The organism is Pseudarthrobacter sp. Y6 (assembly GCF_050156205.1).
In the GTDB taxonomy this organism is placed as follows: Bacteria; Actinomycetota; Actinomycetes; order Actinomycetales; family Micrococcaceae; genus Arthrobacter.
The window spans coordinates 1009482-1032269 of the sequence record NZ_CP189574.1; the positions used below are offsets into that span (position 1 = coordinate 1009482).

The window sequence follows — 22788 nt, forward strand, 5'->3', positions numbered from 1 at the left end:
CCGTTAAACGGCTGAGTGGGGGCGGTCCCCAACGGCCCGCCACCACTCATCCCCCCAAAGAATGCAAAGAGTCAACAGGCCCGGCGTCCAAGAATCTATCCCCGTTCGAAAACACCGGCGCCCAACTTCACACATTCATGATTGTGCCATGTCTAATGATTTTGTGAAAGTGTGATGGTTACTTTGCAGTAGAAGTTATTTGCCGCGGCCCGCTCCGCCCGGACCACAGCTTGGCTACCCAGATCAGCGCCAGCCCGATGACAAAACATAGGACGGCTGTGTAGTTGATGACAAACTCCACTGAGCCCAACGCCGGTGGGAGCACCGGGAACGACAGGCTCGAGCCAATGGCAATCGCTCCGAGCGCCAGCAGGAATGCCGCCACCCGGACCAAGAGCGGAAAATTGCTCCGGCAGGCCCGGACCATGGCTGGCAGCAGGACCAGTGAAACGTAGGCAGGGTAGGTGCGGCCTGCGGCACCGTAGTACTCAACCAGCAGTCCGTTCCGGGCGTCCTTGACTGACACCGAGCCCATGCCCGCGGAGGACCCCGCCGTATCCATCAACAGAAACAGCACGATCACGGCTAGGGAGATCAGGCCCAGGACGGCCATCCCGATCTGTCCGGTGAGCAGCCGGTACGCATCGTCGGCCCCAAAGCCCCGGGTGACGCGGATGCCCACGAAGAAAATAGCGGCGAAGATGACAAAGCGGAGCAGGAGGTTGGCCGCATTAACACCGCCGAGCGCCTGGTCGATGGCAAAATACGGCGCCTGGATGCTGAGGAGGATGGCGAGCGTCATCAGCGAAAAGATGTAGAAGAGTGTCCTGTTCGTCCCCCTTAGGGCACTGGGAACGCGGGCGACGGCCACCAGGCCGCAGACAGTCAGCGTGGACCACTGCAGGATTTCGATCATCCCAGGTTCTCCCAGATCTTTTCGGTTTTTTCATGGTCATGTTCCTGCCGGCGGAGGGCCCTGCCGAGTGTCTGCAGCCGGTCGCCGGCCAAGGTGGTCAGCTCGCCTTCGGACAGGCTGTCGAGCGCGGACTGCCGGGCTCCGGGCGGCCAGCCGGCTTCCGCCTCCGTGACCAGCCCGGTGGCCACCAGGCCGCTGGCCGGGCCGACGCCGGCGGCAAGGGAGGTGGCAAATGCCAGTTCCGGAGCCAGCCGGTTAGCTGTCAGCTGTGCCGAATAGTTCTGCGGAGCGATTCCGGTGGCGGCGGAGACCCGGTGCCGCAGTTCGCCGTCGTCGATTGCCTCCACCCAGTTCTTGACCGAAGTAGCGTGCGGGGCCGGGTCCAACGCGGACGAACCGGCCGGCGCGGCAGCCGCCGGCACGCCGCCCGGGTCCGCGGCGGAACGGGCCAAAACTGCCCGCAGGAGGTCCGGGGTGGAGATCTGGCTGACGAGTTCGGACCTGGTGGGCGGGTCCGCGTCCGCGAGCTGGCTGTAAGCGTCGAACGCCGCCAGCGCCGAGACTGGGTTGACGTTGTACGCCCGGCTGATGCTCACCACTGTTGCCTCTGCCACCTTGCCACGGACAAGCTGCTGGGCCAGTGTGGTCCGCTTGATGCCGGACACGCGGCAGATGTCGGACGTGCTCGTGTGGGGGGCGATGCCATGCAGCCAGCGCTGGAACGCCTTGGCAGGAATGGTCATAACGGCTCTCTGCAGAACGGATGGTCGCTTCTGATTTTAGCCTGATCTCCCGCAGGCGGTTTGGTGCGGCGTGCTGAGTCGACTATGCTTGATGGTCGAGCCCGTTGGTCCGTACACCCCCCAAGTCCGGACCGGCGGGCTCTTTAGTGCCCCGGCACTTTTCGGGGCGGCACATTGCGGATTCACCGCAGTTTCGGGCCGATTCAGGCGGGACTCCTCCGGCCGGGCGGCGGCGAGAGGATAGACCTACCTATGACTGCAACCCTTGTTGCCAAAGATCTTTCCGGCGGCCACGACCACCGGACACTCTTCGCTAAACTTTCCCTCACGGTGGCCCCCGGCGACGTGGTGGGTGTGGTGGGCGCCAACGGCGCCGGCAAATCCACCCTGCTGCGCCTGCTGGCCGGCGTGGACCAGCCCCAGGGCGGAAGCGTCAGTCTCGCCCCCGCCGATGCGTTTGTGGGCTGGTTGCCCCAGGAACACGAGCGCGTCGCAGGCGAGACCGTGGCCGGCTACATCGCCCGCCGGACCGGCTGCGCCCAGGCGACCGTGGAGATGGAGTCCACCGCGGAAGCCTTGGGCTCCGGCGCACCGGGAGCCGATGACGCTTACTCCCTGGCCTTTGACCGCTGGATGGCATCAGGTGCGGCAGACCTCGACGAACGCATCCCGCCCGTCCTGGCCGACCTCGGTCTGGACACCGGAGCGGACGCTCCCATGACCGGGCTCTCCGGCGGCCAGGCCGCCCGCGTTGCCCTTGCGGCGCTGCTGCTCAGCCGGTTCGATGTTGTGCTGCTGGACGAGCCCACCAACGACCTTGACCTGGCCGGCCTGGCCAAACTGGAAGCTTTTGTCCAGGGCCTGCGCGGCGGTGTGGTGCTGGTGTCCCATGACCGCGAGTTCCTGGCCCGCTGCGTTACCACCATTGTGGAACTGGATCTGGCGCAGAATTCAGTGGCTGTGTACGACGGCGGCTACGAGGCCTTCCTGGAGGAGCGCGCCGTGGCGCGGCGCCACGCGAGGGAAAAGTTCGAGGAGTTCGCGTCCACCAAGGCAGATCTGGTCTCCCGTGCCCGGACCCAGCGCGAGTGGAGCTCCCAGGGCGTGCGGAACGCCATGAAGAAGAGCCCGGACAATGACAAGATCCGCCGGGCCGCCAGCACCGAGTCGTCGGAAAAGCAGGCCCAGAAGGTCCGGCAGATGGAATCCAGGATTGCCCGGCTGGACGTGGTGGAGGAGCCGCGGAAGGAATGGCAGCTGCAGTTCACCATTGGCCAAGCACCCCGCTCCAGTGCGGTGGTGGCAACCCTCCGTGACGCCGTCGTTCAGCAGGGAAGCTTCACGCTAGGCCCGGTGAACCTGCAGCTCAACGCGGGGGAGCGGATCGGCATCACCGGCCCCAACGGAGCCGGCAAGTCGACGCTGTTGCGCTTGCTCCTGGGCGTCCAGGCCCCTGACGCCGGCAACGCGGCCATGGGTGCCTCGGTGGCCATCGGCGAAATTGACCAGGCCCGCGGACTGCTCGCCGGGAGCCTCTTCCTTGCCGACGCCGTCGAAGCCGTGCTGACGGACCTGACGCCGGCGGAGGTCCGCACCCTGCTGGCCAAGTTCGGGCTGAAGGCGGACCACACCACACGCCCCGTGGATTCCCTGTCGCCGGGGGAACGCACCCGCGCTGCATTGGCGCTGTTGCAGGCGCGCGGGGTGAACCTGCTGGTCCTGGACGAACCCACCAACCACCTGGACCTGCCCGCCATCGAGCAGCTGGAGGAAGCCCTGGAAAGCTACGAGGGCGCGCTGCTGCTGGTGACCCACGACCGGAGGCTGCTGGAGAACGTGCGGCTGGATGTACGGTGGAATGTGGACAACGGAACGGTAACTGAACTGATGGCAGACGCAACGGAGCAACAGCGATGAGCATGGACGGCGTCGCCTGGCACTCCCTGTACAACATCTCCCGGGCCAAGAACGGCTCCCGGCCCTTCTCCAAGGCCACCCTGAAACGGGTCCTGGGTTTCGCGCGCCCGCACCGGACAAAACTGATCGCGTTTGTGGCGCTGTCCATTGTGATGGCGTTCCTGGCTGTAGCCACGCCCGTGCTGGCCGGCCAGGTGGTTGACGCCATTGTGGCCAAGGCGGGTACGGACGAAGTGATCCGGCTGGCGATGCTGATCGCCGTGGTGGCCGTGGCCGAAGCCGGCCTGGGACTCGTCAGCCGCTGGCTGTCCTCCAACATCGGCGAAGGCGTGATCGTGGACCTGCGCACCCGGGTCTTTGACCATGTGCAGAAGATGCCCATCGCGTTCTTCACCCGTACGCGCACCGGGGCCCTGGTCAGCCGGCTGAACAACGACGTCATCGGCGCGCAGTCCGCCTTCGCCGGCACACTGTCCGGCGTGGTCAGCAACGTGGTGGCCCTGATCCTGACACTGATCGTGATGCTCGGGACATCCTGGCAGGTCACCGTGCTGGCCATGATCCTGCTGCCGATCTTCCTCATCCCCGCCCGCCGGATGGGATCCCGGCTCGCGGACCTTCGCCGCGAGGCCGCCGACCACAACGCCGCCATGGGCACCCAGATGACCGAGCGCTTCTCAGCTCCCGGCGCCACGCTGGTGAAGCTCTTCGGCCGGCCGGACGAGGAATCCCGCGAGTTCGCGGTCCGCGCGGGACGGGTCCGGGACATCGGCGTCCGCACGGCCATGCTGCAGTTCACCTTCGTCACCGCGCTGACGCTGGTATCCGCGCTCGCCTTGGCCCTGGTCTACGGCTTGGGCGGCTGGCTGGCCATTGGCGGGCAGCTCGCCGCGGGCGACGTGGTGGTGCTGGCACTGCTGCTGACCCGCCTGTACGCACCGCTCACCGCCCTGTCCAACGCCCGCGTGGAAATCATGAGTGCCTTGGTCAGCTTCGAGCGGGTTTTCGAGATCCTGGACCTCAAGCCCCTGATCCAGCAGAAGCCCGACGCCGTGGCCATCCCGCCGGGACACGTGTCAGTGGAGTTCGACGACGTCCGCTTCGCCTACCCTTCGGCGGACAAGGTCTCGCTGGCCTCGCTCGAGGAGGTGTCCACGCTGGACACCCGCGGCGGCGAAGAGGTGCTGCATGGCATCAGTTTCCGCGTGGAACCGGGGCAGACCGTCGCCCTGGTGGGTTCCTCGGGTGCCGGAAAGTCCACTATTGCGCAGCTGCTTTCCCGGCTGTACGACGTCGATTCCGGCGCTGTGCGGTTGGGCGGCACACTTCCCGGCTCGGGGCTGGACGTCCGGGACGCCACGTTCGATTCCCTGCGGGACACGCTGGGCATGGTCACCCAGGACGGGCACCTGTTCCACGAATCCATCGCCTCCAACCTCCGGCTCGCCCGGCCGGACGCCACCGAGGAGGACATGTGGGACGCCATCCGGCAGGCCCGCCTCGAAACCATGATCCGGTCCCTGCCCGACGGGCTGGACACCGTGGTGGGGGAGCGCGGCTACCGGCTCTCCGGCGGTGAACGCCAGCGCCTCACCATCGCGCGGCTGCTGATCTCCCAGCCCCGCGTGGTCATCCTCGACGAGGCCACCGCCGCCCTGGATTCCACGAACGAAGCCGCCGTACAGGCGGCCCTGGGCGTAGCGCTCGAGGGGCGCACCGCCGTCGTGATTGCCCACCGGCTGTCCACCATCCGCGCCGCCGACGTCATCCTGGTGGTGGAGGACGGGCAGATCGTGGAGCGCGGTAACCACACGGAGCTGCTGGCCGCCGAGGGACGGTACGCCGAGCTCTACCAGACGCAGTTCGCCGAGGCCTCGGCAGTGGCAGCGGAAGCCGTTCCGGAGTACTAGCCTCACCTAGGGGTGAGATCCCGTCGCCAAGCGCCGCCTGAAGCGCCGGGATCTCACCCCTCAGCGGCGGAGCGCGGCCAGCTCGGGCAGGATGTGGTCCGTGAGCAGCGGGGCGAGGTCTGCGGGCAGTGGCGCGCCCCGGTCCAGCGCCGCCAGGTCCAGCCAGCGGATCTCGGCGATCTCCGCTGACGGGTGCGCCGTCCAGGTTCCCGGCGCGGTAAACACGGTGGCTTCGATGTCCGTGGCGGCCTCGTTGGCGGCGTCGGCGATCCAGACGCCCATCAGCTCCAGCTCGCGCGGATCCACCACGATCCCCACTTCCTCCTGAAGTTCCCGCGCCGCGGCGTGGACGGCGGTTTCACCCGCCTCGGGCTTGCCTCCCGGGTGCATAAACATGCTGGTGCCGCGTTTGCGGACGGTCAGGAGCCGGCCGGCGTCGTCGAAGACACAGACGGCGGAGACAACAATGCGGGCTTTCACGGTTCCGAGCCTAGCCTGTTCAGACCTGCCGCTTCAGACCTGCCGCTTCAGACCTGCCGCTTCAGACCTGCCGCTTCAGGGCGGACGTCAGCAGCAGGTCCTTGCGTGGGCCGGTCACCTCCCACGTGTAACTGAACGTGTCCGGGCCTTGGTAGTCGTAGGCCACGCGGTACGTATCGGGATCGCACCAGTGCCGGTCCAGGTTGGCCTCGGGCGTGAAGCTCATCCGGTGGAAGGGCCGCCCGTCGGCAAAGAACACGTCCAGGGCGTCAGGCCGGTCGGCGGGTTTCAGGAGGTATTCGCGGGAGGCGGGGCCGGTAAAGGTGGGCCAGCGCATGGTGCCTTCTTCGCGGAGGGACAGGCCGCCGTCGTCCGCGGGGGAAAAACGGACGACGCCGGAAAAGGTTCCGTGGGTGCCGGTGGACCGGTCCAGCAGTTGCCGTTCAACGGCCCAGTTTCCCTGAACGGGCCCGTTCCCGGCCGGCGAGGGGCCGAGCAGGTAGGCGCGGAGGTCGAACTCCGGTGAAGGAAGATTCAAGTGCCCTCGATTGGAATCGAACCAACGACACCGGCTTTAGGAGAGCCGTGCTCTATCCACTGAGCTACGAGGGCGCGTGTCCGCTGTTCCGGCAGGGCCGGTCCGTCCGGACACGGATACAAGCATACAAGGTGGGAGGCCGTACTACGCTCTTGGCATGAGATCAGCCCCGACGCCCGCCCCCGCCGTGGCCTACCTCCCGGACACTGCCTCCACCCGCCAGTACATCGGAGCCTGGTCCGTCCTGAGCGTCCTGCAGTATTTTGTGGCGGAAACGGCCGTGATCGGCGCCTGGGGCGGGCCACAGCCCTACGACCGCCGGACCGGATACATCAGCGACCTTGGCGCGCTTAACTGCGGGATCTACGACGGGCGGGACGTGTGTTCGCCGCTGCATTGGCTGATGAACGCCTCGTTTATGGTCCAGGGGCTGGGGATGCTGCTCGGTGCGCTGCTGCTGGGTTCGGGGCTGCTGTGTGTCGCCGCCCGGGCCGGGGCCCGGGTCCAGCCGGAGCGCCGGAAGCCCTGGCTGGCCGCGATCTGGGTACGGATCCTGACCGGCACCGCCGGTGCCGGGACCCTGATCGTGGGCATGGTGCCGGAGGACGTCGGCTCCGGCTGGCACTTCACTGGCGCCCTGATGTACTTCATGGCCGGCGCGCTTGCCCTGCTGCTGCTGGGCGCGTTGTGGCTGCGGCAGACGCCCCTGGGGTGGTTCGTCCTGGTGTGCGGGCTGGTGTCGCTCGCCGCACTGGTGACCGGCGGTCTCACGGGGATGGACGTGCCGGAGCCGGGCACCCTGGAACGGCTGATGGGCTATCCGGTCACCGTGGGCGTGGCTGCGGCGGGCCTGGTGATCGCCCAACGCCTGCACCGGCACCGCAAGGAGCGGCGCGGCCGGGTTACTGGGGCGGCGCGCGCCTAGCCGGTTTTTGCGGGCTTTTTGCGCAGGAACACTGCCGCTGCCCCCGCCAGGAGGCTGAGGACGAACAGCGCCCAGCCCGCTACGGTGAGCGTGGAAGCCAAGGCGACCTGGCCGGCGTCGGCCGTTTCCGAAGCCATTGCGGCATCGATGGCAACATTGCCCCACAGCCGGACCACCACAAACAGCAGCGGCACAGCCCAGAGGGCCCAGCGGAGCGTCTTCCTGGCTACGTTGGTCCCGATGAGCAGCAGCCAGGTGAAGCCAAAGATCAGCGGGAAGAGGGTGCCGGCTGTCTTGTGGACGTAGTTGAGCTGGCCGCGGGCGTCGTCGTCCATGTCGGCGTTCAACTGGCCAACATAGCCGGCGTCAAAACCGCCCACCAGGGAGTCCGGCATGGCCAGGCCGCCGGAGAGCTGGGTGAGCTGCTGGAGCGTGAGCAGGTGGACGTACCAGAACAGGAACAGGCTGGCCACCACGCCCGCGATGAGGATCAGGTTGGTGTTGTTCTGGGCCTTCTGCGGCGAACGGCTGGTGGAGGGGTTGATGACCGGCGGAAGGCTGTGCTGTGGAACAGCCGCCTTGGAGCCGTGCTTCTTGATCCGCTGCGCTGGGGTTTTGGCCATGGCACCATTATCCCGCCACATAAACTGGGTCCATGACCACTGGCCGGCACAGCGCCCTTGAACTTGACCCCGCCCTGGACGACTACCAGCTGGCATCCGCGCTGGTGCGCGAAGCCGGGCAGCTCGCGCTCCTGATGCGCATGGCCGGACTCCAGTCGCAGCAGAAAACCTCCATCTCCGACGTGGTGACCGCTGCGGACCACGCGGCGGAAGCTTACGTGCTGGGGCAGCTGCAGCGTTGCCGGCCGGAGGATGGCATCCTTGGGGAGGAGGGCGCCTCTGTGGCGGGCACCAGCGGCCGCACCTGGGTGATCGATCCCGTGGACGGCACCTACAACTTCCTGCACGGCTCCACGTACTGGTGCTCGGCCCTCGCGCTGAAGGACTCGTCCGATGTGCTGCTCGGCGCGATTTTCCAGCCCGACGAGGACAAACTCTGGCTCGGCGGCAAGGCCCACGCAGCCACGCTGAACGGCGAGGAGCTGACCGCTTACCGGGACTCGGGCACTGTCCAGGACGGCCGCTCGCGCAACGCAACCGCGCTGGCCGAACTCGGCGCGGCCACCTACATCCACCCCACCTGGCTGATGGATCCGCTCTGCGCAATGCCGTGGCACGCGGCCGCGACCTCCGCCGCTGCGCTGCGGATGTTCGGCTCCGGGTCCTGCGACCTGGGCAGGGTGGCCGATGGCCAGCTGGGCTGCTGGTTCCAGCACAGCTGCCCGGAATGGGACTGGCTGCCGGGCAAGGCAATCGTCCGCGCCGCCGGCGGCGCCACAGACACTGTGCTGGTCAACGGCCTGGAATGGTTTATGGCGGGAGGCACGACGGCGGTACGGGAGTTGCGTGCGGCCCTCGAGTCGGGCTCCGTGGCCTGAGTCCGGACCATTGGAGTTTTTGTCCAGATAATGCGACTTCGAGCCGCTCGAAGTCGCATTATCTGGACAAAAACTCATCGGAGCGGGGGTGATGATCCACGGGCGGCGGAGTTATCCACAGGCTGGACCTGACTGTCAGCCCCACCGCCTAGACTTGTAGGCACCATGGATATGTTGTTTGACCCGTACTCTGACGGACCGTTCAAGGCCGCCGCGCCAGCCTCCGCCCGCACCAAGTCGCGCCCGGAAGTCCTTGCCGCGGCCGCCGAATTCGGTGGCGGCGGGCCTGGCAGCGGACCGGGCGGCGGGTCCGGTGGCGGACCGGCCAGCTGGGCCAACCAGCAGCCCTCTCATGACGGCAACGGCGAGCCGGCCCACCACCGGCCCAATGCCGAGGAACTCCTGCAGGGACTGAACCCGCAGCAGGAGGAGGCCGTCAAGCACTCCGGCGGCGCCCTGCTCATCGTGGCCGGCGCCGGCTCGGGAAAAACCCGCGTCCTCAGTAACCGGATCGCTTACCTCATTGCCACCCGCCGCGCGCATCACGGTGAGATCCTGGCCATCACGTTCACCAACAAGGCCGCCGCCGAGATGCGGGAGCGCATCGCGGCGCTGGTGGGTGGACGGGCCAAGATCATGTGGATCTCCACGTTCCACTCGTCCTGCGTGCGTATCCTGCGCCAGGAGGCCGCCAACGTTGGCCGGAAGTCGAACTTCTCCATCTACGACTCCGCGGACTCGCTGCGGCTGGTCATCCAGGTCTCCAAGAGCCTGGACCTGGATCCCAAGAAGTTCGCGCCCAAGGCCATCCAGCACAAGATCTCCGCGCTCAAGAACGAGCTCATCGACGCCGATTCCTACGCGTCCTCCGCGAACTACAACGATCCCTTCGAGTCCGCTGTGGCTGACGTCTTCAAGGGCTACACCCAGCGGCTGCGCCAGGCCAACGCCATGGACTTCGATGACCTCATCGCCGAGACCGTCTACATGTTCCGCGCCTTCCCGGCGCTCGCCGATTCCTACCGGCGGCGGTTCCGGCACGTCCTCGTGGACGAGTACCAGGACACCAACCACGCCCAGTACGCCCTGGTCCGCGAGATAGTGGGTGAGGGCCCCGGTGCGTCCGAGCTCACCGTCGTCGGCGACTCCGACCAGTCCATCTATGCCTTCCGCGGCGCCGACATCCGCAACATCGTGGAGTTCGAAAAGGACTACCCGGACGCCCGCACCATCAAACTGGAGCAGAACTACCGCTCCACGCAGAACATCCTCAGCGCGGCCAACTCCGTGATCTCACGCAACCCCAACCGCCCCGACAAGCGGCTGTGGACCGCCGAGGGCGAGGGCCACAAGATCATCGGCTATGTGGGCGAGAACGAGCACGCCGAGGCCCAGTTCATTGCCAAGGAGATTGACCGGCTCCAGGACGAGGACAACCTCCGCCCCGGTGATGTTGCCATTTTCTACCGCACCAACGCGCAGTCCCGTTCCATTGAGGATGTGCTGGTCCGGGTTGGCCTGCCGTACAAGGTGGTGGGCGGCACCCGCTTCTACGACCGCAAGGAAATCAAGGACGCTCTCGCGTACCTCCGCGTTCTGGTGAACCCGGACGACGACGTCAACCTGCGCCGGGTGCTCAACGAACCCAAGCGCGGCATTGGTGACCGCGCCGAAGGCGCCGTGGCCGCGCTGGCCCAGCGCGAACGGATGTCGTTCATGGCCGCCGCCCGGCGGGCTGAAGAAGCCCCCGGCATGGCCACCCGTTCCGTCAACGCCGTCCTCGGGTTTGTGAAACTGCTGGACGACCTCGCAGAGGTTGCCTCCGGTTCCGGCGCCGCCGCTGCGCTGGAGGCCGTCCTGGAACAGACCGGCTACCTTGCCGGGCTGCGTTCCAGCACTGATCCACAGGACGAGTCCCGCGTGGAGAACCTGGCGGAACTCGTCGCCGTCGTGCGTGAATACGAACGAGACAACCCCGAAGGGTCACTGGGCGCCTTCCTGGAGCAGGTTTCCCTGGTGGCTGACGCGGACCAGATCCCGGACGCCCCGGGGGCCGACATCGACGCCGCTGTGGCGGAAGCCAAGCGCCTGGGGGTAGTCACGCTGATGACCCTCCACACCGCCAAGGGGCTCGAATTCCCGGTGGTGTTCCTGACCGGCATGGAACACGGGCTGTTCCCGCACCAGCGCTCGGCCACGGACCCCAAGGAACTCGCCGAGGAACGCCGGCTGGCCTACGTGGGCCTGACCCGCGCGCGCAAGCGCCTCTATGTCACCCGGTCCGAAGTCCGCAGCATGTGGGGTCAAAGCCAGTACAACCCGGCCAGCCAGTTCCTCGAGGAAATTCCCGCCGAGCTGCTGGAGTGGAAACGCGAAGGCACCAGCCGGCAGTCCGGCGGGTGGGGGAGCAGCAGCGCGTCGATCGGTTCCAGCCGTTACGGCGGATCCTTCTGGGGCGCCGGCACGTCCCGCGGCGCGGCCGCCGATTCGTCGGCAGGCTTCAACGCGGACGTTCCCGCAGCCATCGCCAAGAACCGGGTCCAGCCGCAGAAGGAGATTGTGGCCGTCAGTGTGGGCGACAAGGTCAACCACACCAGCTTCGGCAACGGCACGGTGCTGGCCCTGGAAGGCGCGGGGGACAAGACGGTCGCCAAGGTGAAGTTCGACGTCGGCGAGAAGCGTCTCCTGCTCCGCTACGCGCCGCTCACGAAGCTCGACGCCTAGCCACGCTTGCCCTTGTCCGGGCACCCCTGCTGGCTTACAGTTCAGGAACGCGCGGTACCCGGGAAACAGCCGGTAGCCGGGGAACCGGTGAAGCGCAGGCCACTTGAGCACAGCAGATCTTGAGCACAGCAGATTCGGGGGCGCCACCGTGAAGATCCTGTTCGCCAGCCAGGCCATTGACGGCCATTTCAATCCCATGACGGGCGTGGCGATGCGGCTCAAGGACCGCGGCCACGAGGTGGCCTGGTACACGGGTCCCGTCTATGCAGGCAGGCTCGGCGGAATGGGCATCCAGCACTTCCCCTTCCGCAGGGCCATCGAGCACCGCGCGGACAACCTCAATGAGCTCTATCCGGAGCGGGCCAAGCTCAAGGGCCCACGGGCGATCGGCTTCGACGGCGAGAAAATTTTCGCCAGCAACGTCAGCCACTTCTTCGAGGACATCCGTGAGGTCGCGCAGCAGTATCCCTTCGACGTTCTTGTGGCGGACAGTTCCATGTTCATTCACCGGCTCGTCTCCCACTTGATGGGCAAGCCGGTGGTGAATTTTGTCGCGATCCCCAACATGGAAAGCGACCCGCAGGTGCCGCCGCTTTTCTTCGGGTTCCGGCCGCCCCGCAATCCCGCGGAGAAGGCGGTCCAAGGCCTGGCGGGCCTGCTGTCCGACAAGGTCATCCTTCGGCCGGCCAGTCAAAGCTACCGCCGGCAGCATGCCGTCTACGGCCAGGCTGTTCCGCGGGAAGGCCGGCTGACGGACGAACCCTATCGGTGCTCGGACGCCATTATCCAGACCGGCACGGAATCCCTCGATTTCCCGCGGCGCCGGGTCAACGCCAAAGTGCACTACGTCGGGGCGCTCCTGCCATACCGGTCGCCTGGCCAGGCGCCCGCCGGTCCTGGTGGGAACGGTGGGGACGGCGGCTTTCCCCGGTCCTATCCCGCAACACTCGTTGTCACCCAGGGAACTGTGGACAACCTGGACCAGGACAAACTCATCGTTCCGTCGCTTGAAGCGGTCAAGGACATGGATGCGTTGGTCATCGTGGCAACCGGCGGGCACGGCACCGAGCAACTGAAGGCCCGCTACCCGCAGCCCAACGTGGTGGTGCGGGACTACGTGGACTTCGCGGAGGTCTTTGACTTCACGGATGTCTTCATCACCAACGGCGGATTCGGCGGTGTGCAGCTGAGCCTGTCCAAGGGGGTTCCCTTGGTGGTTTCGGGCATCAACGAGGGCAAAAGTGACGTTAACGCCCGGGTTGAACACGCCGGCGTCGGTATTAATCTCAGGACGGAGTCACCCAAGCCCGCCGACATTGCCGCTGCAGTGGGAAAGGTCCTGGCGGATCCCGGCTGGAAAAGCCGCGCACGGAATATGCAGGAGCAGTTCGCCCGTGAGGATCCCGCTGAAGCTGCTGCCGCAGTCGTGGAGGCCGCAGGCAGGCGTACGCGGGGTTGAGACCGCTATCGGGGCATAATGGAGGCCATGCGACGGACTGTACTGGGGATCCTGGCCGCCTTCTTCCTGCTGGCAGGCACTGCCTGCAGCATCACCACCGAGGACCCGGGCTACGTGGCTCCGCCGCCGCTGCCGGCAATGGAACAACTGGAACAGGCAGCGCTGGCCGACCCCGCCGTGTTCAGGGCCAGCGGGGACGTCCTGTCCTTCATCACGGAGGACCGGAACATTGTGTGTTCCCTGACGTCGGCCCGCGGGGAACACCTTAACCTCCCGTATGAGTCGAACAGCTTCACCGACGCGGCCAACAACAAGCTCGCCACCGTCCCCGTGGCGCACTGCGAGCTTGCCGCTTATCCCAAGCCTGCCGCGGGCGACATCAAGGACGATTGTGCCGGCACCGGCCTGGGCTATCTGGGCGGAGCGGCGCTGCTCAGCCCGGACAAGGCAACGTACGGGGAGTGCCGGTCCGGCGTCACACAAATGGAGGCAGCCTACGGTCCGAAAGGAACCAAGAGCGGCCCGCTGACGGAACTGCCGGTCCTCGCCGCGGGCCAGAACCTGGAACGGAACGGACTGCGCTGTTCGGCCTATAACGGCGGCGTGGCGTGCGGAAACGTCTCCGCCGGCGTCGGATTCTTTGTGGCCCGGGACCGCTACGAACTTATTTCCAAGGAAGCGGAAACAGCCTCCCCGGCACCCTCGGAGGCCTCAAAAACCCCGTAATCTAGGCGTTTTTCTACGCTCCATAGAATAGTGTCGTTACTCACATAAGCAGTAGTGTGGGACGGGCCGGTCCTCTGAGAGGACTAGAGTTCCGAATGGAGCATTGCGCTGGGTGGCCCGTTTCCGAACTGGTCGCAGGTGCAGGCATTCCGCAGCCCGGTCATCGTCTTCGGCGGTGCCCGACTGTACAGAAACTACTTCGACGTAGAAGGACACTAAACCGTGGACCTGTTTGAATACCAGGCGCGCGATATGTTCGAGGCGCACGGTGTACCCGTGCTTGCCGGCATCGTGGCGTACACCCCAGAAGAAGCAAAGGCAGCTGCCGAGAAAATCGGCGGCGTAACTGTCGTTAAGGCCCAGGTTAAGGCCGGTGGCCGCGGTAAGGCTGGCGGCGTCAAGGTTGCCAAGACCGCCGACGAGGCGTTTGAGCACTCCACCAACATCCTGGGCATGGACATCAAGGGCCACACCGTTAACAAGGTGATGATTGCCCAAGGTGCCGACATTGCCGAGGAGTACTACTTCTCCGTCCTGCTGGACCGGGCCAACCGCAACTACCTGGCCATGTGCTCGGTAGAAGGTGGCATGGAAATCGAACAGCTCGCCGTCGAGCGCCCTGAGGCGCTCGCCAAGATCGCCATCGATCCCGCTGTGGGCATCGACCAGGCAAAGGCTGACGAAATCGTTGCAGCTGCAGGCTTCGATGAGGAACTGCGCGGCAAGGTCGCCGCCGTGATCCTCAAGCTCTGGGACGTTTTCAAGAAGGAAGACGCCACCCTCGTTGAGGTCAACCCGCTGGTCAAGACCGGCGCCGGCGACATCGTGGCACTGGACGGCAAGGTCTCCCTCGACGAGAACGCCGAGTTCCGCCACGCCAAGCACGCCCTCCTTGAAGACAAGGACGCTGCAGATCCGCTCGAGGCCAAGGCCAAGGCACAGGACCTGAACTACGTCAAGCTGGATGGCGAAGTGGGCATCATCGGCAACGGTGCTGGCCTGGTCATGTCCACCCTGGACGTTGTTGCCTACGCCGGTGAAAACCACGGCAACGTCAAGCCCGCCAACTTCCTGGACATCGGCGGTGGAGCTTCCGCCGAGGTCATGGCTGCCGGCCTCGACGTCATCCTGGGCGACCCGCAGGTCAAGTCCGTGTTCGTGAACGTCTTCGGTGGCATCACCGCGTGTGACGCCGTCGCCAAGGGCATCGTCGGTGCGCTGGCCGAGCTGGGCCACAACGCGAACAAGCCGCTGGTAGTCCGCCTCGACGGCAACAACGTTGAGGAAGGCCGCCGCATCCTGGCCGAGGCCAACCACCCGCTGGTTACCCTGGCCGCCACCATGGACGAGGGCGCCGACAAGGCCGCCGAGCTCGCCAACGCAGCTAAGTAAAGGGACGCACCATGTCTATTTATCTGAACAAGGACTCCAAGGTCATCGTCCAGGGCATCACCGGCGGCGAAGGCACCAAGCACACCGCCCTGATGCTGAAGGCCGGCACCAACATTGTTGGCGGCGTCAACGCCCGCAAGGCCGGCACCACGGTCCTGCACGGCGACACCGAAATCAACGTCTTTGGCACCGTCAAGGAAGCCATGGCTGAAACCGGCGCTGACGTCTCCATCGTCTTCGTCCCGCCGGCATTCACCAAGAACGCCGTTGTGGAAGCCATCGAAGCCGGCATTGGCCTGGTCGTAGTCATCACCGAAGGCGTGCCGGTCCAGGACTCCGCCGAGTTCTGGGCACTGGCCCAGTCCACGGTTGACGCCGACGGCAAGCAGGTCACCCGCATCATCGGACCGAACTGCCCCGGCATCATCACTCCGGGCGAAGCGCTGGTCGGCATCACGCCGAACAACATCACGGGCAAGGGCCCCATCGGCCTGGTTTCCAAGTCCGGAACCCTGACCTACCAGATGATGTACGAACTGCGCGACCTTGGCTTCTCCACCGCCATCGGCATCGGCGGCGACCCCGTCATCGGCACCACGCACATCGACGCCCTGGCCGCGTTCGAGGCTGACCCCGAGACGAAGGCGATCGTGATGATCGGCGAAATCGGTGGCGACGCTGAAGAGCGTGCTGCCGACTACATCAAGGCACACGTCACCAAGCCGGTTGTTGGCTACGTTGCCGGCTTCACCGCTCCCGAAGGCAAGACCATGGGCCACGCCGGCGCCATCGTCTCCGGTTCCGCTGGAACCGCCCAGGCCAAGAAGGAAGCCCTCGAGGCGGCAGGCGTGAAGGTTGGCAAGACGCCGTCCGAGACCGCCAAGCTGCTGCGCGAAGTTTTCGCAACGCTTTAGCAATACGAGTTAAAACGCGGGGTCACCTGCCGTCCTCTTGGGACGGAGGTGGCCCCGCTTTTTTGGTTAAGTACGACGACGGGCGGTCACCTTCTCGGGGAAGGTGACCGCCCGTCGTCGTACTTGTAGTCACCCGCCTGGAGTTTTTGTCCAGATAATGCCCTGTGCGAGGTGATTGCGCGGCATTATCTGGACAAAAACTCGAAGGGTGGGCGGTGACTAGGCGTTCGCGTGGAGCCGGGGGAGTGCGCCCACCAGCGCCGCCAGTTCGGGAATCTCCTGGGCTTCGGCCAGGGCGCGCTCAAGTGTGGCGTCATGGACCGGCCGGGTTTCCTCCAGCAGGGCGATGCCGCTGGGTGTGAGCTCGGTGTAGATGCCGCGGCGGTCGTCCGCGCAAAGGATCCGGGTCAGCAGGCCGCGGTCCTCAAGCCTGTTGACCAGCCGGGTGGTGGCGCTGGCGCTGAGGGCTGTGGCGCGGGCGAGCTGCTGCATGCGCATATGCCAGCCGTCCTGCTGGCTGAGCGCGTCCAGCACCGTGTACTCCACCACTGACAGCTTTGATTCGGCCTGGAGGGAGCGTTCCAGCTCACCCTCGATCAGGCCGTGCAGCGCCGCGAGCGTGCGCCAACCCTGTGCCCGTACCTCCACGGCGTCGTCCTTGATGCCCATCTGTCTTTCCTCTCGCGGGTGCTCCGGACGCCTGGCAGCGTGATTAGGGGCACAATCCGATAATAGTTGCTTGCGCGGTGTATCTGCTTGTGCAACTATAAATAACGCGTCTGCAACTACTAGCTTACGCGTCCTATCTCATTCCGTACAGTTTTCAAAGGAGCATCCGCATGCCCATTGGCCTGATAGCCCTCGCTCTCGGCGGGTTCGGCATCGGACTCACCGAGTTCGTGATCATGGGCCTGCTGCCCGAGGTTGCCGCCGACTTCCAGGTCAGCGAGGCCACGGCAGGCTGGCTGATCTCGGGTTACGCCCTCGCCGTCGTCGTCGGCGCATTGGTCCTGACAGCGGTGGTGACCCGCTTCGACCGCAAGCCCGTTCTAGCCGTCCTGCTGGTGCTGTTTATCGCCGGCAACCTGGTCTCTGCCATCGCTCCCGACTACGGGATGATGGTGATCGGCCGGATCATCGCCGCTTTGGCCCACGGTGCCTTCTTTGGGATCGGAGCGGTAGTGGCCGCGGACATGGTTGCCCCCACCAAAAAGGCCGGCGCCATCGCCATCATGTTCACCGGGCTCACCGCCGCCAATGTCCTGGGCGTGCCGTTCGGCACCATGCTGGGACAGGCTGCCGGCTGGCGCTCGACGTTCTGGGCCATCACCGTCATCGGAGTCATCGCCCTGGCGGGAATCCTCGCGCTGGTTCCGAAGACCGGTCATGGGGACACCGCTCCCGGAACCCTGCGCAGTGAACTGCGTGCCTTCCGCTCCGGCCAGGTCTGGCTCTCCATCCTGGTCACCATCCTCGGCTACGGCGGTATGTTCGGCGCCTTCACGTACATCGCCTTCACGCTCACCGAGGTCTCCGGCTTCGCCGCCTCCACCGTGCCGTGGCTGCTCATTGTCTTCGGCGTAGGCCTCTTTGCCGGCAACACCATCGGCGGCAAGGCCGCGGACCGCAACGTGGACCGTACGCTCGTTGTGGTGCTCTCCGTGCTCGTGGTTGTGCTCGTCGGCTTCGCACTGACCGCCGGCAATCAGGTGCTCACCATTGCCTCCATCGTCCTGATGGGCGGCTTCGGATTCGCCACCGTGCCGGGCCTGCAGATGCGTGTAATGAAGTACGCCTCCAGCGCCCCCACCCTCGCCTCCGGCGCCAACATCGGGGCCTTCAACGTCGGCAACGCCCTCGGCGCCTGGCTTGGCGGCGTGACCATCACGGCCGGGCTCGGCTACACGTCGCCCATCTGGGCCGGCGCCGGCATCACCCTGCTGGGCCTCATCGTGATGATCATTGCCGCCGCCGGAGCCAAGCGGGCCGTCCGGCGGGCATCCGCCGATGCCAACGCTGCCCCCGGCGGACGCGTGGCCGCCGAGCCCGTCGCCGTCCTGCACTAACCCTTCAAACCTCAATCCTCAACCTGAAACAGGAGAACCCATGACTTCCACCCCCATCACCACGTCCATCCCCGAGATCACCCTCAACAACGGCGTGCGGATGCCGCAGCTGGGGTTCGGCGTCTTCCAGGTGTCCGACGACGACACCGCCGCCGCGGTCAGCCACGCGCTTGCCGCCGGTTACCGGAGCATTGACACCGCCGCCATCTACGGCAATGAGGCGGGTACCGGACGCGCCATCGCCGAGTCCGGCATCGATCGGGAAGAGCTGTTCATTACGTCAAAACTTTGGGTGGCCGACCTCGGCTACGACGCCACGCTGGCCGCGTTCGAGGCCAGCCTGGACAAGCTGGGACTGGACTACCTGGACCTCTACCTCATCCACTGGCCGGCGCCGGAAACCAGCCTGTACCTCGAGTCCTGGCGAGCGCTGGAGCACCTGCTGGCCAGCGGCAAGGCCCGGGCCATCGGCGTCTCCAACTTCCTCCCCGAACACCTGCGAAAGGTCATTGACCTTGGCGGTACGGTCCCGGCGATCAACCAGATTGAACTCCACCCGGCACTCCAGCAGCGGGACATTGCCGGCTTCAACGCCGCGCACGGGATCGCCACGGAGGCGTGGAGCCCGCTCGCCCAGGGCGCTGTGCTGGCAGATCCGGCCGTTGTGGACATCGCGGCAAGGCATGGTGTGAGTCCCGCGCAGGCCATCCTGCGCTGACACGTGCAGCAGGGCCGGATCATCATCCCCAAGTCCGTAACCCCGCGGCGGATCCGGGAGAACCTGGACGTCTTCGGCTTTGACCTGACCGCGGATGAACTGTCGGTCATCGACGGCCTGGAGCGGGACGGCCGCACCGGTCCGCATCCGGCGGAGTTCAACGGTTAGACCTTCCTCAGGTCTCGACAGGCTCGACCACCAGTGACCACGGGTCTCGTCTGTCTCGACCCCGGTACGACGGCGGCCGGTTACCTTCTTCGGGAAAGTGACCGGCCGCCGTCGTACTCGTTTAAGGGCTTTTCTAGACTTTGGCGCCGCTGAGCAGTTCGTCGAGCCGCTCGTAGCCCTCGGTCATGCCGCCTTCCATGCCTGACTGCGCCATGCCGTCGCGGGCCCCCTGGGTGGGGTAGACCGAGTGGCCGCGGACGCGGGACCGGCCCTCGCCGAGGTCCTCGAAGGTGAGGAACTCGATGCTGACCACGTCGGGGTAGCCGCCGAATTCGAAGGTCTGGATGGCAAATTCGTTCTCGCGGACAGTGTGATAGACGCCGCTGAATTCGTAGGCGACGCCGTCGGGCCCGGTGTGCAGATAGCTGTAGCTGCCGCCGGTCCGGAAATCGAAGTGGTTGATTTCCATCTTCATGCCACGCGGGCCGAGCCACTGGACGATGAGGTCCGGGTCCTTGTGCGCGCGGAACACGTCCGCCACCGGGAAGTCGAATTCGCGGTCGTAGTCGATGAAGGGGAGTCCTTCAGGAATGGTGAGGTTCAGTGGATTGCTCATGATGATTCCTTGGGGTGGTTGCCGCCGTTGGCGGTACTGGATCTGAGCACGGCGTCCAGGCTGCGGAACTGCTCTTCGCGGACCAGCCGGTACTGGTCGATCCACGCTGTGAGTGCCTCCAGCCGTGCGGGATTCAGGTGGACGGGCCGGCGCTGGGCTTCCCTGCTGCGGGTGACGAGCCCTGCCTGCTCGAGGACCTGGATGTGCTTCGAGACCGCCTGTTTGGTGATCGCGAAGGGTTCCGCCAATTCGTTGACTGTTGCCTGCCCGCGGCTGAGCCGGGCGATGATCCGCCGCCGCACGGGGTCGGCCAGGGCCATGAAGGCCGAGTCCAGGGTGCGGTCGTCGGTGTTCATCGTGGTGCAGGCCTTTCTGAATTGGTAATCAACTAAATAGTTGATCAACTATCTGGTTGTTTAACCATACAGCCGACCCAGCCTGTGTGGAAGGGGTATCTGGGGATTTTCCTTGCCGATCACCCCTCGCATTTGTTAGTATGTCAGGACAAACTTAAGGGAGATGAAAAAATGCCACTGGTTCGAATCGATGTTAATCAAGGGCGCAGCTCCGAGCAGTTGCAGCGCCTAAGCCGCGGAATCCACGATGCCATCCTCGCGGAGTATGCCATCCCGGAGCGCGACTACTTCCACGTCCTCACGGAGCATCCGCAGGGCCAGATTGTTGCCCAGGATGCAGGGCTCGGCTTCGAGCGCACTCCCGATGTGGTGATGATCCAGATCTTTACGCAGGCCGGCCGGAGCCAGGCGGCCAAGCAATCCCTCTTTGCGGCGATCGCCGACCGACTGGCGGAACTTGATATTGCCGGTGAGGACGTGTTTATCGGATACGTGGAGAACACCGCCGGTGACTGGTCGTTCGGCTTCGGGCGGGCGCAATACGTCACGGGCGAACTGGCGGTTCCCCGGAAGTAATCCAGAGGACGCCAATTTAGCGCCTTATGCAGGTTGTAAATATGTCAGTACAAACCTTTGACAGGACAATGATTCTAGGGCAAGGTAGTGGTTGTGGCCCCGCTCACGGGGGCCCGGCCAGGAACCGGAGTTCTAGCTCTTGCTGTACAGGGTATGGAGCTCAAACCAGAAAGGTCCGCGATTACCGTGACCCACGAACTGCTCACGATCGGGCGCATCAGTGTCGATATCTACCCGAACGACATCGGGGTGGATCTGGAGGACGTCACGTCCTTCGGAAAGTACCTCGGAGGTTCCCCGTCCAACGTGGCCGTGGCCGCGGCGCGGCATGGCCGCAACGCCGGCGTGATCACGCGCACCGGCGACGACGCCTTCGGGAAATACCTCCACCGTGAACTGCGCAAGTTCAACGTGGACGATACGTTCGTTACGCCGGTGAAGGAATGGCCTACTGCGGTGACGTTCTGCGCGATTATGCCGCCGGATGATTTTCCGCTCTACTTCTACGGGCGTTTCCCCACGGCGCCTGACCTGCAGATCAAGGCCGCGGAGCTCGACCTGGAAGCCATCCGCGAGGCCGGGATCTTCTGGTCGACCGTGACTGGACTGTGCCAGGAGCCCAGCCGCGGGGCCCACCTGGCCGCCCATGCAGCCCGTCCGCGGACCGGTCTGGCGGAAGGCCAGTACACCATCCTGGACCTGGACTACCGGCCCATGTTCTGGGCCTCCGAAGAGGACGCCCGGGCCGAGGTTGCAAAGATCCTGCCGCACGTCACGGTAGCCATCGGCAACGACAAGGAATGTGCCGTCGCCGTGGGCGAAGGGACCCCTGACGAGCAGGCCGACCGGCTGCTGGCCGCCGGCGTCGAGATCGCCGTCGTCAAGCTTGGGCCCGAAGGCGTGATGGCGAAGACCCGCACCGAACGGGTTGTCTCAGCGCCGGTCCCGGTGGAAACCCTCAACGGCCTCGGTGCCGGCGACTCGTTTGGTGGAGCCTTCTGCCACGGGCTGCTGTCCGGCTGGCCGCTGGCCCAGGTCCTCGATTACGCCAACGCCGCCGGCGCCATTGTGGCCTCCCGTCTTTCCTGCGCCGACGCCATGCCGACGCCGGAGGAAGTCACCTCTCTGCTGGCCGAACGCGGCCGCTTGGCACCTGCCCTCGCCGGTGCCGCCTCCGCAGTCCCGTCCCACACCACAGTTTCCGAAGGAGCAGCGTCTTGAGCGCCAACGATGATCCCCGCCGCTACCAGCACCTGAGCGCCCTCCGGCTCGAAGACCCCGACGCCGTTGCCCGCGCGGCAGCCACGCGCCGCCGCCATCCGGGGCTGAAGTATGGTGTGCAGAACTTCATCGTTGCCGCCGACCACCCGGCCCGCGGCGCCCTCTCCGTAGGAAACGCTCCGGTGGCCATGGCGGACCGCCGCGATTTGTTGGACCGCTTGCAGATTGCCCTGGCAAATCCCGCCGTCGATGGTGTCCTGGCGTCCCCGGACATCATGGATGACCTGCTCCTGCTGGGGGCCCTGGAAGGCAAGCTTGTCTTCGGCTCGATGAACCGTGGTGGCCTGGCCGGGCTCGTCAATGAAATCGACGACCGTTTCACCGGCCACACGGCCGCGGCCCTGGAAGCACTGGGCGCCGACGGCGGCAAGATGCTGACCCGCATCTGCCTCGGCGACCCGGACACCGCCTCCGCCCTGGAAGCCACGGCGCGGGCCGTCGACTCCCTCGCCGCACGCAAGCTGATCGCCATGGTGGAACCCTTCCTCTCGGTCTGGCAGAACGGCAAGGTCCGCAACGACCTCAGCCCGGACGCCGTCATCAAGTCCATCGCGATCGCCCAGGGTCTGGGCTCCACGAGCGCCTACACCTGGATGAAGCTGCCCGTGGTGGCCGAGATGGAACGCGTCATGGCGGCCACCACGTTGCCCACCGTGCTCCTCGGCGGGGACCCGGAAGGCACCCAGGATGAGGTCTTCGCCAGCTGGCAGGCCGCCCTGGCCCTGCCCGGCGTCCAGGGCCTCACCGTGGGCCGGACGCTGCTCTACCCGCACGACGGCGACGTGGCCGGGGCCGTCGCCACCGCCGCCTCGCTGCTCAAGTCGCCCGTGCTGCAGTCATCAGCGAAAGTATCGGAGTAAGC

General features: G+C 65.8%; 21 protein-coding genes, 1 tRNA gene and 1 pseudogene. 14 read left to right on the plus strand and 9 right to left on the minus strand.

The annotated features are described in order from the left end of the window. Nucleotides 1-178 precede the first annotated feature (178 nt). Nucleotides 179-916: a hypothetical protein gene (locus ACQCSW_RS04905; RefSeq protein WP_426989751.1), complete on the minus strand. Its 738-nt coding sequence runs from the start codon at nucleotides 914-916 to the stop codon at nucleotides 179-181. Then, the gene (locus ACQCSW_RS04910; protein ID WP_426989752.1) at nucleotides 913-1659 is read right to left on the minus strand and encodes a hypothetical protein; all 747 of its coding nucleotides are present in this window, start codon (nucleotides 1657-1659) and stop codon (nucleotides 913-915) included. The genes ACQCSW_RS04905 and ACQCSW_RS04910 overlap by 4 nt, the downstream gene beginning before the upstream one ends. A gap of 252 nt (nucleotides 1660-1911) precedes the next feature. On the opposite strand from ACQCSW_RS04910, the gene ACQCSW_RS04915 reads away from it, so the two are divergent. Both ACQCSW_RS04915 and ACQCSW_RS04920 read left to right on the plus strand, forming a co-directional pair. Then, a complete protein-coding gene (locus ACQCSW_RS04915) occupies nucleotides 1912-3576 on the plus strand; it encodes an ABC-F family ATP-binding cassette domain-containing protein (RefSeq protein ID WP_426989753.1) in 1665 nt (554 codons plus the stop codon). Then, nucleotides 3573-5486: an ABC transporter ATP-binding protein gene (locus ACQCSW_RS04920; RefSeq protein ID WP_426989755.1), complete on the plus strand. Its 1914-nt coding sequence runs from the start codon at nucleotides 3573-3575 to the stop codon at nucleotides 5484-5486. The genes ACQCSW_RS04915 and ACQCSW_RS04920 overlap by 4 nt, the downstream gene beginning before the upstream one ends. Before the next feature lie 60 nt (nucleotides 5487-5546). Here ACQCSW_RS04920 and ACQCSW_RS04925 read toward each other — a convergent pair whose 3' ends face one another. The 3 genes from ACQCSW_RS04925 to ACQCSW_RS04935 all read right to left on the minus strand — a co-directional run bounded on the left by ACQCSW_RS04925 (nucleotide 5547) and on the right by ACQCSW_RS04935 (nucleotide 6578). Next, nucleotides 5547-5966 carry an NUDIX domain-containing protein gene (locus tag ACQCSW_RS04925; RefSeq protein WP_354155781.1) on the minus strand — a complete coding sequence of 140 codons (420 nt, stop codon included), beginning with the start codon at nucleotides 5964-5966 and terminating at the stop codon, nucleotides 5547-5549. Between the two features lie 61 nt (nucleotides 5967-6027). Further along, nucleotides 6028-6504: a DUF6314 family protein gene (locus ACQCSW_RS04930; RefSeq protein ID WP_426989756.1), complete on the minus strand. Its 477-nt coding sequence runs from the start codon at nucleotides 6502-6504 to the stop codon at nucleotides 6028-6030. 1 nt (nucleotide 6505) lies between these two features. Further along, nucleotides 6506-6578 (minus strand) — tRNA-Arg (locus tag ACQCSW_RS04935). 83 nt (nucleotides 6579-6661) lie between these two features. Here ACQCSW_RS04935 and ACQCSW_RS04940 point away from each other — a divergent pair. Continuing rightward, nucleotides 6662-7429 (plus strand): DUF998 domain-containing protein, encoded by a 768-nt coding sequence (locus tag ACQCSW_RS04940; protein WP_426989757.1) that lies wholly within the window; start codon nucleotides 6662-6664, stop codon nucleotides 7427-7429. Here ACQCSW_RS04940 and ACQCSW_RS04945 read toward each other — a convergent pair. Then, on the minus strand, nucleotides 7426-8052 hold the full coding sequence (locus tag ACQCSW_RS04945) for a hypothetical protein (protein ID WP_426989758.1): 627 nt from the start codon (nucleotides 8050-8052) through the stop codon (nucleotides 7426-7428). The genes ACQCSW_RS04940 and ACQCSW_RS04945 overlap by 4 nt on opposite strands. A gap of 32 nt (nucleotides 8053-8084) precedes the next feature. Here ACQCSW_RS04945 and ACQCSW_RS04950 point away from each other — a divergent pair, with 32 nt between their 5' ends. The 6 genes from ACQCSW_RS04950 to sucD all read left to right on the plus strand — a co-directional run bounded on the left by ACQCSW_RS04950 (nucleotide 8085) and on the right by sucD (nucleotide 16145). After that, complete coding sequence (locus ACQCSW_RS04950) at nucleotides 8085-8930, plus strand: inositol monophosphatase family protein (RefSeq protein WP_426989759.1); 846 nt, start codon at nucleotides 8085-8087, stop codon at nucleotides 8928-8930. Between the two features lie 165 nt (nucleotides 8931-9095). After that, nucleotides 9096-11654: a DNA helicase PcrA gene (gene pcrA, locus ACQCSW_RS04955; RefSeq protein WP_426989760.1), complete on the plus strand. Its 2559-nt coding sequence runs from the start codon at nucleotides 9096-9098 to the stop codon at nucleotides 11652-11654. Between the two features lie 103 nt (nucleotides 11655-11757). Further along, nucleotides 11758-13113 (plus strand): glycosyltransferase, encoded by a 1356-nt coding sequence (locus ACQCSW_RS04960; RefSeq protein WP_426989761.1) that lies wholly within the window; start codon nucleotides 11758-11760, stop codon nucleotides 13111-13113. A gap of 18 nt (nucleotides 13114-13131) precedes the next feature. Then, nucleotides 13132-13839: a hypothetical protein gene (locus ACQCSW_RS04965; protein WP_354249576.1), complete on the plus strand. Its 708-nt coding sequence runs from the start codon at nucleotides 13132-13134 to the stop codon at nucleotides 13837-13839. A 222-nt stretch (nucleotides 13840-14061) separates the two neighbouring features. After that, a complete protein-coding gene (gene sucC, locus ACQCSW_RS04970; protein WP_354249575.1) occupies nucleotides 14062-15231 on the plus strand; it encodes an ADP-forming succinate--CoA ligase subunit beta in 1170 nt (389 codons plus the stop codon). Between the two features lie 11 nt (nucleotides 15232-15242). Then, nucleotides 15243-16145 (plus strand): succinate--CoA ligase subunit alpha, encoded by a 903-nt coding sequence (gene sucD / locus ACQCSW_RS04975; RefSeq protein WP_354249574.1) that lies wholly within the window; start codon nucleotides 15243-15245, stop codon nucleotides 16143-16145. Between the two features lie 219 nt (nucleotides 16146-16364). On the opposite strand, the gene ACQCSW_RS04980 is transcribed toward sucD, so the two are convergent. Further along, nucleotides 16365-16814, minus strand: a complete 450-nt coding sequence (locus ACQCSW_RS04980; RefSeq protein ID WP_426989763.1) for a MarR family winged helix-turn-helix transcriptional regulator — start codon at nucleotides 16812-16814, stop codon at nucleotides 16365-16367. A gap of 170 nt (nucleotides 16815-16984) precedes the next feature. Here ACQCSW_RS04980 and ACQCSW_RS04985 point away from each other — a divergent pair, with 170 nt between their 5' ends. Together ACQCSW_RS04985 and ACQCSW_RS04990 are read left to right on the plus strand one after the other, a co-directional pair. Then, on the plus strand, nucleotides 16985-18211 hold the full coding sequence (locus ACQCSW_RS04985) for an MFS transporter (RefSeq protein ID WP_426989764.1): 1227 nt from the start codon (nucleotides 16985-16987) through the stop codon (nucleotides 18209-18211). Nucleotides 18212-18251: 40 nt separating this feature from the next. Continuing rightward, nucleotides 18252-19097 (plus strand): annotated as a pseudogene (locus ACQCSW_RS04990) (aldo/keto reductase). A 133-nt stretch (nucleotides 19098-19230) separates the two neighbouring features. Here ACQCSW_RS04990 and ACQCSW_RS04995 read toward each other — a convergent pair. Both ACQCSW_RS04995 and ACQCSW_RS05000 read right to left on the minus strand, forming a co-directional pair. Then, nucleotides 19231-19713 (minus strand): SRPBCC family protein, encoded by a 483-nt coding sequence (locus tag ACQCSW_RS04995; RefSeq protein ID WP_426989765.1) that lies wholly within the window; start codon nucleotides 19711-19713, stop codon nucleotides 19231-19233. Then, nucleotides 19710-20069: an ArsR/SmtB family transcription factor gene (locus ACQCSW_RS05000; RefSeq protein WP_426989766.1), complete on the minus strand. Its 360-nt coding sequence runs from the start codon at nucleotides 20067-20069 to the stop codon at nucleotides 19710-19712. Before ACQCSW_RS05000 ends, ACQCSW_RS04995 begins: the two co-directional genes overlap by 4 nt. Before the next feature lie 171 nt (nucleotides 20070-20240). On the opposite strand from ACQCSW_RS05000, the gene ACQCSW_RS05005 reads away from it, so the two are divergent. The 3 genes from ACQCSW_RS05005 (at nucleotide 20241) to ACQCSW_RS05015 (ending at nucleotide 22786) form a co-directional block, all read left to right on the plus strand. Then, a complete protein-coding gene (locus ACQCSW_RS05005; RefSeq protein WP_426989767.1) occupies nucleotides 20241-20645 on the plus strand; it encodes a tautomerase family protein in 405 nt (134 codons plus the stop codon). 186 nt (nucleotides 20646-20831) lie between these two features. Beyond that, complete coding sequence (iolC, locus tag ACQCSW_RS05010; protein WP_426989768.1) at nucleotides 20832-21866, plus strand: 5-dehydro-2-deoxygluconokinase; 1035 nt, start codon at nucleotides 20832-20834, stop codon at nucleotides 21864-21866. Beyond that, nucleotides 21863-22786 carry a Cgl0159 family (beta/alpha)8-fold protein gene (locus ACQCSW_RS05015; RefSeq protein ID WP_426989769.1) on the plus strand — a complete coding sequence of 308 codons (924 nt, stop codon included), beginning with the start codon at nucleotides 21863-21865 and terminating at the stop codon, nucleotides 22784-22786. Before iolC ends, ACQCSW_RS05015 begins: the two co-directional genes overlap by 4 nt. Nucleotides 22787-22788: the final 2 nt, after the last annotated feature.